Origin of the sequence: Phaeodactylibacter sp. (genome assembly GCF_040219495.1) — a bacterium.
Taxonomy (GTDB): Bacteria; Bacteroidota; Bacteroidia; order Chitinophagales; family Saprospiraceae; genus Phaeodactylibacter.
This window is the reverse complement of the sequence record NZ_JAVJSK010000094.1, coordinates 60596-68509: the sequence shown is the minus strand read 5'-3', so window position 1 is coordinate 68509 and position 7914 is coordinate 60596. Positions and strand designations below refer to the sequence as shown.

Sequence of the window (7914 nt, the reverse complement as noted above, 5' to 3'; positions counted from 1 at the left end):
CGCCATACAGACATGCCCCCGCTCTTATGCCCCCGCTCGCAATCCGTGCAAATCTGCGTAATCAGTCCAATCCGTGTTCCCTCACGCCACACACGACAATAGTACACTGATGCCGCTGATCTGACTGATGCCACTGATCTTGCAACCTAGTGCCGCGGTAGAAGCCTGCTCCGCTCTTATGCCCCCGCTCGCAATCCGTGAAAATCCGTGAAAATCCGCGTAATCCGTCCAATCCGTGTTCCCTCACGCCACACACGACAATAGTACACTGATGCCACTGATCTTTGCAATCCAATACCGCCACACAGACATGCCCTGCTCTTATGTTCCCGCTCGCAATCCGTGCAAATCCGCGCAATCCGTCCAATCAGTGTTCCCTCACGCCACAACGACAATAGTACACTGATGCCGCTGATCTGACTGATGCTACTGATCTTGCAACCCGGTGCCCGTCATGCATGCACCTGCTCTTATGCCCCGCTATTATGCCCCCGCTCGCAATCCGTGCAAACCCGCGTAATCAGTCCAATCAGTGTTCCTTCACGCCACACAGGACAATAGTACACTGATGCCGCTGATCTGACTGATGCCACTGATCTTTGCAAACCAATGCCGCTATACAGACATGCCTCGCTCTTATGCCCCCGCTCGCAATCCGTGCAAATCTGCGTAATCAGTCTAATCTGTGCGCTCAATCTACCTCCACGATCTTCGCGTGAACCCTCTTCGCGACCTTTGCGTGAAAATCCTCCCGGAAATCCACGCCCTTAGCCAACTACTGAGTCATCACAATCTTCCGGCTATACGCCTGCCCCTGCACCTCAATACTGTACACGTAGTAGCCTGCCGCAATCTTCGCCCCAGCACTCTGGAACGTATGCTGATGCTGCCCCTTAGACAGATAGCCCCGGAAAAGGGTCGTCACCGGCTGTCCCAGCATATTGAAAATATGTACAGTCACATTGGCGCCTTTCGGTAAAACGTAGTGGATGCCTACCTGGCTTCGCCCATCGTAGGAAGCCCAGTGCCTGAGTTGGTAAACGGGGGCTTCAAAGACCGGTACTGGTGAACAGGTAAGTCCAAGGCCGGGCAAACGGTCAAAGTACCCGCCCATTACCTGATCAACGATGCCGGGGTCTACGCACAGCCAGTTTTCCAGGACAGAAGCATAGATCTGCCGGAAATCGGTGCCATACTTCAGGTTGCCGGCGTTGTCCACATCCTGCATATCGGGGTGGTCACCGAGGAAGCCATTGCCGTTTAGGCCGGGGCCAAAGAGCAGCAGAGGCGCTGCCGCACCGTGGTCGGTTCCATTGGAGGCATTTTGCTCAATGCGGCGGCCAAACTCAGAAAAAGTCATGGCAAGTACATCCTTAGCACGATCAGCGGTAGCCAGGTCATCGTAGAAGGACTTCACGCTATTGGCCAGGTTGTTGAGCAGGTTGGCGTGTTGGTTGGGCTGATTGGCGTGGGTGTCGAAGCCATCGAGGGTAACCATGTAGAGCTTGGTGCCCAGACCGCCCTTGATAAGCCGGGCCACTAGTGCCAGCTGATTGCCGAGCTGCCCTTCGTAGTCTACGTCATTGGTGGAGCTGTTATAGGTTTCGGAGATGATCTCGGCGTAGCGGAAGGTGTTATTGGCTACGGTGCGCAGGTAGCTGATCTGCTCCCCAAAGTAGCACTCCGGTACATTGACCGGGTCGTAGAGTTCTCCATCCTGAGCAATTTCGAGGAGCGTGTCGGGGTCTTCCACCTGTACGCTCATATTATTACCATCGGTATTGTCAAAGAGGAAGGTGCCACTGCCGCCTATTTGTACCGCAGGGGGGATGTCCGGTGGATTGGTGACAAAATCGGGATACTGTCCTTCCAGAAAACGCCCCAGCCATCCGCTTGTGTCCACTACATCGCTATCGCTGGCCGTGGTCCAGATATCGGTTGAACGGAAATGGGAAAGGTTCTGCCCGGGGTAGCCTACGCTGTTTACCACCTTCATCTGCCCGTCCTGCCACATCGGCTGCAGGTCGCTCATGAAGTTGGGCATGCCGAAGTCAGGGTCCAGGGTAGTCAGCTCTGCTTGAGGGATATGGATATTCGGCCGGGCCATCTGATAGGTGCCGTAGTCGAAAAGCGGGATGATGGTATTCAGGCCATCATTGCCCCCCTTGAAGCGGATGAGGACCAGGATACGGTCACCGGTAGAGTTGGTCAGGCCCCATGCCAGGGGGTAGTTTGCAAGTGCCGTAACGGGCGTTTGGCTGAGCATCATTGCCCCGCCGCTGAAAATGCCCAGGTTACGCAGGAAGGTACGGCGGCTCCATGCCCGGTGATCGCGCTCGTGGGCTTCGCCGTGTTCGAGGGCACTGCCGTGGCGGCCCTTGTCTGTCGTTTTATGGTGGTCACACATGGTGGTGTTATTTTGGTGGTTCGGAATGGATTAAGCGAGTTGGAATTCTGGCAAACGGAAAAGGTGCCGCAGCAAAATGGCAATCTGCTCATCGGCGGTATCCCAGTCCAGGTTCCACTCGCCGGCATCAAAGTAGTTCTGCGGGACTTCCCACTTGAAAACCGTAGTGGCCCGGTCGTAAGCTTCCGGATTGCTCAGCCCGCCACTGATGAAATGATCAATGATGGAGGCTGTGACCTCATACGGGTCAATGGAATTGCCGCTTAAATCCTTAGCCAGCTGCACCAGCTCCGGCTTGTAGTCAAAGTAGTACCGCCCGACGATAAAGTCCAGAGACAGCCACCGTTCGGTCATGGTATTGGTGTCGATCCAGTCGCGGTTGCCCGGCCAGCCTTTTACATCCACCGGAGAGAGGATTTGCTGCCCCAGGTCATTGGCGAGATAGCCTATGATCTGCAGTACTTCACCATCAATGGGCACCCGGCTTTCCCTGATGATATTGAGAAAGAGCTCCACCGGGCTTTTGATAATCGTGCCGATCACGTACTCGTCAAAGAAATGTTCGCTTTTGAATAGTTGCCGGAAAACCGGGGCAAGCTCAAAGTTATGGTCTTTGAAGGTCTGCGCCAGCCCTGCCACTATACCCTCGTCCACTTCAGGGTGCACAAAGGTGCGGTAGATTTTGGTGCAAATGTGCTGGGCGATTTCATCAGGGCGTTGCTCAAACAGGATGTCGTGAAGCTCGTCATAACCCCAGTTGCCCGTCTGCCCGAAGACTGTTTTATCGGTGTTGTCAAAGAAGAAAGGCACAAAGTTGATCGGTGTACAATAGGGTGGGCCATTCAGCCCGTTCCAGCCGGTGAGTGCGCGGGAAGCTTCGGCAATATCGTCTTGGGTATATCCATTGTCCAGCCCCAGGGTAAAGAGCTCGAACAGCTCCCGTGCATAGTTTTCATTAGACTCAAAACGGGTGTTCTGCACGCCGTTGAGGTAGAGGAGCATCGCAGGCGTTTTGCCCATTTCCACCGTAAAGTCCTTGAAGTTGCCCAGGGCATGCTGCCGCAGCAGGGTAGTATATTGGTACATGTAAGAAGGGCACTGATAGCTGTTGAAGCTTGTCACAAAGTGGTTGTGCCAAAACAGCGCCAGCTTTTCGCGAAAACCAAACTGCAGCATACCGTTGAGCCACTCGGTCAGCCAGCCGATGACCTGCTCAAAGCGCTGGGTGTTAAAGTCATCGTAATCAGCGGTAGACCAGTTGGCCCATTCGGGTTCATCGGGAAGGGGGAGGTTGAGGGCTTCATCGATCAGATTGTCGATCAGCGTCTCAGGGTCTTGCTGCAGCGCTCCCTCAATATCTTCGGGTGCAATGCCATGGCCCATTCGCCGGAAGAGGTGCTGTACCCGGGCTTTATTCCAGGGCTTATCTGCACTTGGTACATAGGGCACCAGGGTACCGGTTGCACAGTTCTCGGTTATCATCATAGCGGACAAGGGTTTTCAGGTTTGTATAAAAGACGGGTGCGAAAGGGGGAATCTTACAGCAATATCCTCCTTTCACTGCCTTGTAAACGCTCCTTGGACGTATAAAAGTGGGCCAGGTTTAAAAACGGACCAAATTTTCTTTAGGTCTCTTCTTCCAGCAGGGCTACAAAATGGTGCACGTCCTCAAAAGAGTTGTAAAGAGGTGTAGGGGCGATGCGGATAACGCCAGCCTCTCCCGGTGGCAGTTGCTTCCCGCTAAGGTTATCCTCCCGCCAATCGCAGACCACTCCTTGGGCCGATAGAAAATCGAACAGCTTTTTGCCGCCTTGCTCCGTATAGACCGATAGCTGACAGCCACGGGCTGCCGGGTTGGCCGGTGTGATGATGCGGAAGCGTTCCGCCGCGCCCGGCAGGGCACGCAGGCGCTTCTCCAGATAACCGGTAAGCTGTTCGCTCTTTTGCCGTAAGGCAGGTATGGTCGCTTCGTAGAAAATATCCAGGCTGGCCTTGTGCACGGCAAAACTGAAAATCTGTGCATTGCTCAGCTGCCAGCCCGCTGCGCCCGGCATGGGATGAAAACCTTTGCGCATCAGAAACCGCTCGTTCTCATCGTGGCCCCACCAGCCGGCAAAGCGGGGCAGGTCGGGGTTGTTGCCGTGGCGCTCGTGCACGAAGGCACCGCTTGGTCCACCGGGGCCGGAATTCAGGTATTTGTAACTGCACCATACCGCGAAGTCAGCGCCCCAGTCATGGAGTTTCAGGTGGGCGTTGCCCGCAGCATGCGCGAGATCGAAACCGGCATAAGCTCCCGCCCTGTGCGCCGCTTCGGTAATAGCTTGCATATCAAAGAGCTGCCCGGTGAAGTAATTGACGCCACCAAAGAGGACCAGCGCGGTTTGTGCTCCATGTTCCTCAATTGTGGCGATAATATCTTCGGTGCGCAGGGTGTCTTCCCCGGAGCGTGGCTGTACTTCCACAATGGCTTCCGCAGGGCTGAAGCCGTGCCATTTCACCTGGCTTTCCACCGCGTACTGATCAGAGGGGAAAGCCCCGGCCTCCATAATGATTTTGAAGCGATCAGATTCTGGCCGGTAAAAGCTCACCATCATAAGGTGCAGGTTGGTAGTCAGGGTATTCATCACCACGACCTCTTCCGGCATGGCACCTACCACATGCGCGCTTTGCTCCGTCAGAAACTTGTGGTAATCCATCCAGGGCAATTCGCCCCGAAAGTGCCCCTCCACACCATGGGCTTTCCAGTGGTCGAGTTCGTGCTTAAGTGCAGCTTCGGCTGATTTGGGCTGCAGCCCAAGTGAATTACCGCACAGATAAATGCAGTCTTGTCCGTTGTGCTGCGGAATGAAAAAACGGTCGCGGAAATGGCGTAGGGGGTCCTGGGCGTCCATTTCCCGCGCGTAGGCAAGGGTGGTGGCTTCGGGCATGTGGTTTTTATGCAAAGATAAGCATTGCCTGGAATGCAGCCGTACAGTAGAACAAACTAACAACAACTTTAATGTATCCAGCGCTCTTTATCAAAAAAGTAGCATCCGTTTCTCTTGATATCTAATGGAAAAGTAATACCTTTACCATTCGGTTCGGTAAACATCGGGCCAGCGTCATGATCTCCACACCCGCGCCCGCGCCGCGCTCGAAGCTGCGCATCGGGAATACCCTGATTCTAAACAGACGGCCTAATCCAAATGTATGGGCAACCTGCCATTGGACGGAACGATGCCAGAAGGTTAAATTGATGAAGGACTACGACTTCTACCTGTTGAAATGCTATTGCGCTGTAGCGCTGCTACTCTGTGGCCCTGCTTTTTTGTTGGCACAACCCATTATGCTTGGTGATTGCGGACAGCCATTCGTTGACCCGCAGGATGGCAATAATGGCGCCACTGCCCAAAACCGGGATACCTTGCTCTTTACCACCTACTTCACCGAAACACAGCAGCAGCAAGCTTACATCGTGGATGTGAATGCCTTCGGCGGGCAGCAGGTAGACCGGGTGGAGGTGCAGGCGATCATGCCGGATAGTTCCCTCAAATCACTGGGCACCCTCGCTTTTGGCAACTGCGTGGGCTGCCTTAACGGCTTCGCTCTGATCGACAATGATAGCCTTATCGTTTCAGAAGTCGCTGATGTCAATACCATGGACATGTGGCTGCAGGCACTGGACCAACCGGCTTTTGCCTTGCCTGGCAACTTACAGACCCTGAGTGGCGTGGGCCGGATTAGCGGGACAGCGCCTTTTTGCGCTATCGGGCTGCAGGTACAGTACAGCGTGTACAGCGATCCTAATAATGCCTCTACCGAATTTTCCACCTACATCCACTGCCCGGAGCCGGTGAGCGATTGCAGCTTCAACCCCGTGGGCATACCCGATTGTAATGCCAATGCCATCTACTTCTTTGCCGGTGTGCCGGCAGGCTGCTTTGCAGATAATGCGACGATGGAATGGACAGATGCTGCCGGTAATGTGGTGGGCAACGGGCTCATCACCAACCATCCCTTCGAAGGCAATCAGGGCTGGTACTACTTCACAGCGGTGGATGATTGCTGTACGGTCCGAGACTCCTTTCTGGTGGTTGACCCCGAATTTGCAGACGCCGGCCCCGACCAAAGCCTTTGCAACGGCACCACCTTTTCCTTATCGGGCAGCGGCGGGCAGGGGCATTTCTGGACGTTGCCGAATGGCATGTCTACCACGGACTCGGTTTACCAAACGCCGGCTTTGAACCCTGAGAATGATGGAGCGTATATTCTTCACGCCTTCAACGAGGATGGCTGCGAAGACCTGGATACTATGTCACTTGAGGTCTTGCTGCCGCCCACACCCGAGTTGAGTGCTTCTGCTGCCTGCCTGGGCGACACCGTCTTCCTGCTTACGCAAAATGACACCCTGTTCCAGAGCCTGCAGTGGGTCAACCCTTATCAGGTGCCCATACCTTTTTCTTTCGTGACGGATTTTGAAGTGACGGATATCGGGGAGTACAGCCTCACGGCAACGGACCTGAATGGGTGCAGTATCACAGTGCCGCTTTTTGTTACCGCCAATCCCCTGCCGGAGCCAGAGCTGATCATCGAAGAGACCTGCGATACGGCCTTTGCCTACTTTTACCCACCGGAGCTGAGTTTTGAATGGCCCGGTGGAAGTGGCAATGAGCTGGCAACGGCGACTGGGGGCATCTACGCCGTTACCGTAACCGATTCCCTGGGCTGTGCACTGGACTGGCAGGTGGACATCCCCGAGCCCGATGGCCCGGAAGTGCAGCTTTTCATCGAACAGCCCGTCTGCCCCGGGGAGCTGGGCGAGGTGGAAATCGAATTGCACAGCACTGAGCGGCAGGCTATTTTCTCCATTGACGGAGGCGAGAATTACACCCTTTCCCAACGCTTCAAAGACCTGAGTTACGGAGACTACCTGCTGGTCATCCGTGACCTGTTTGACTGTGTACAGGAATTCCCCGTAACCATTACCCGGCCCGATACTTTGGGCGTCAGCCTGGACTACGAACCGATTGAAGTGCGACCGACAACGCCCATTTCCCTGACCGCCAATACCATCGGCGATGTGCAGCGCCTGCAATGGGTGCCCGACGAAATTGATACCGGCCAGCCCACTACTGATTTCATTGCCACACGAAATTTGGATATCCGGGTGATAGTGGAAGATGGCCGCGGCTGCCTGGCATCAGCTGCTCTGCCGCTCACGGTAGTGCTTGGGGATGTCTACGGACCAACCGCATTCTCACCCAATGGCGATGGCATCAACGACCGGCTTATTTTGTACAGCGACGGTGGCTCGGGTGAAATCGTGGAGCGCTTTCAGGTGTACGACCGCTGGGGTGGTTTGCTTTTTGAAGAAGAAGAAGTGCCCCTCAATAACCAAAGCTATGGCTGGGACGGCAACCGGCTGGACGAGCCCATGAACGCCGGCACTTATGCTTACTACGGTATTGTACGCTACCCCAACGGCTTTCGGCGCATCGTCAAGGGCGAAGTTCACCTTATCCGATAAA

Annotated in this window: 4 protein-coding genes; 1 reads left to right on the top strand and 3 read right to left on the bottom strand. The window is 54.9% G+C overall.

The genetic code is table 11. The features are described from left to right. Positions 1–775: 775 nt before the first annotated feature. The 3 genes from RIC19_RS14585 to kynU all read right to left on the bottom strand — a co-directional run bounded on the left by RIC19_RS14585 (position 776) and on the right by kynU (position 5334). On the bottom strand, positions 776–2407 hold the full coding sequence (locus tag RIC19_RS14585) for a DUF1501 domain-containing protein (protein ID WP_350179063.1): 1632 nt from the start codon (positions 2405–2407) through the stop codon (positions 776–778). A 30-nt stretch (positions 2408–2437) separates the two neighbouring features. Then, complete coding sequence (locus RIC19_RS14580) at positions 2438–3892, bottom strand: DUF1800 domain-containing protein (RefSeq protein WP_350179062.1); 1455 nt, start codon at positions 3890–3892, stop codon at positions 2438–2440. Positions 3893–4032: 140 nt separating this feature from the next. Then, positions 4033–5334 carry a kynureninase gene (gene kynU / locus RIC19_RS14575; protein ID WP_350179061.1) on the bottom strand — a complete coding sequence of 434 codons (1302 nt, stop codon included), beginning with the start codon at positions 5332–5334 and terminating at the stop codon, positions 4033–4035. Between the two features lie 176 nt (positions 5335–5510). On the opposite strand from kynU, the gene RIC19_RS14570 reads away from it, so the two are divergent. Further along, a complete protein-coding gene (locus RIC19_RS14570; RefSeq protein ID WP_350179060.1) occupies positions 5511–7913 on the top strand; it encodes a T9SS type B sorting domain-containing protein in 2403 nt (800 codons plus the stop codon). Position 7914: the final 1 nt, after the last annotated feature.

Excerpts from the sequence above, each read along its gene's own strand:
- RIC19_RS14585 (WP_350179063.1), bottom strand. The coding sequence starts at position 2,407 with ATGTGTGACCACCATAAAACGACAGACAAGGGCCGCCACGGCAGTGCC.
- RIC19_RS14580 (WP_350179062.1), bottom strand. The coding sequence starts at position 3,892 with ATGATGATAACCGAGAACTGTGCAACCGGTACCCTGGTGCCCTATGTA.
- kynU (WP_350179061.1), bottom strand. The coding sequence starts at position 5,334 with ATGCCCGAAGCCACCACCCTTGCCTACGCGCGGGAAATGGACGCCCAG.
- RIC19_RS14570 (WP_350179060.1), top strand. The coding sequence starts at position 5,511 with ATGATCTCCACACCCGCGCCCGCGCCGCGCTCGAAGCTGCGCATCGGG.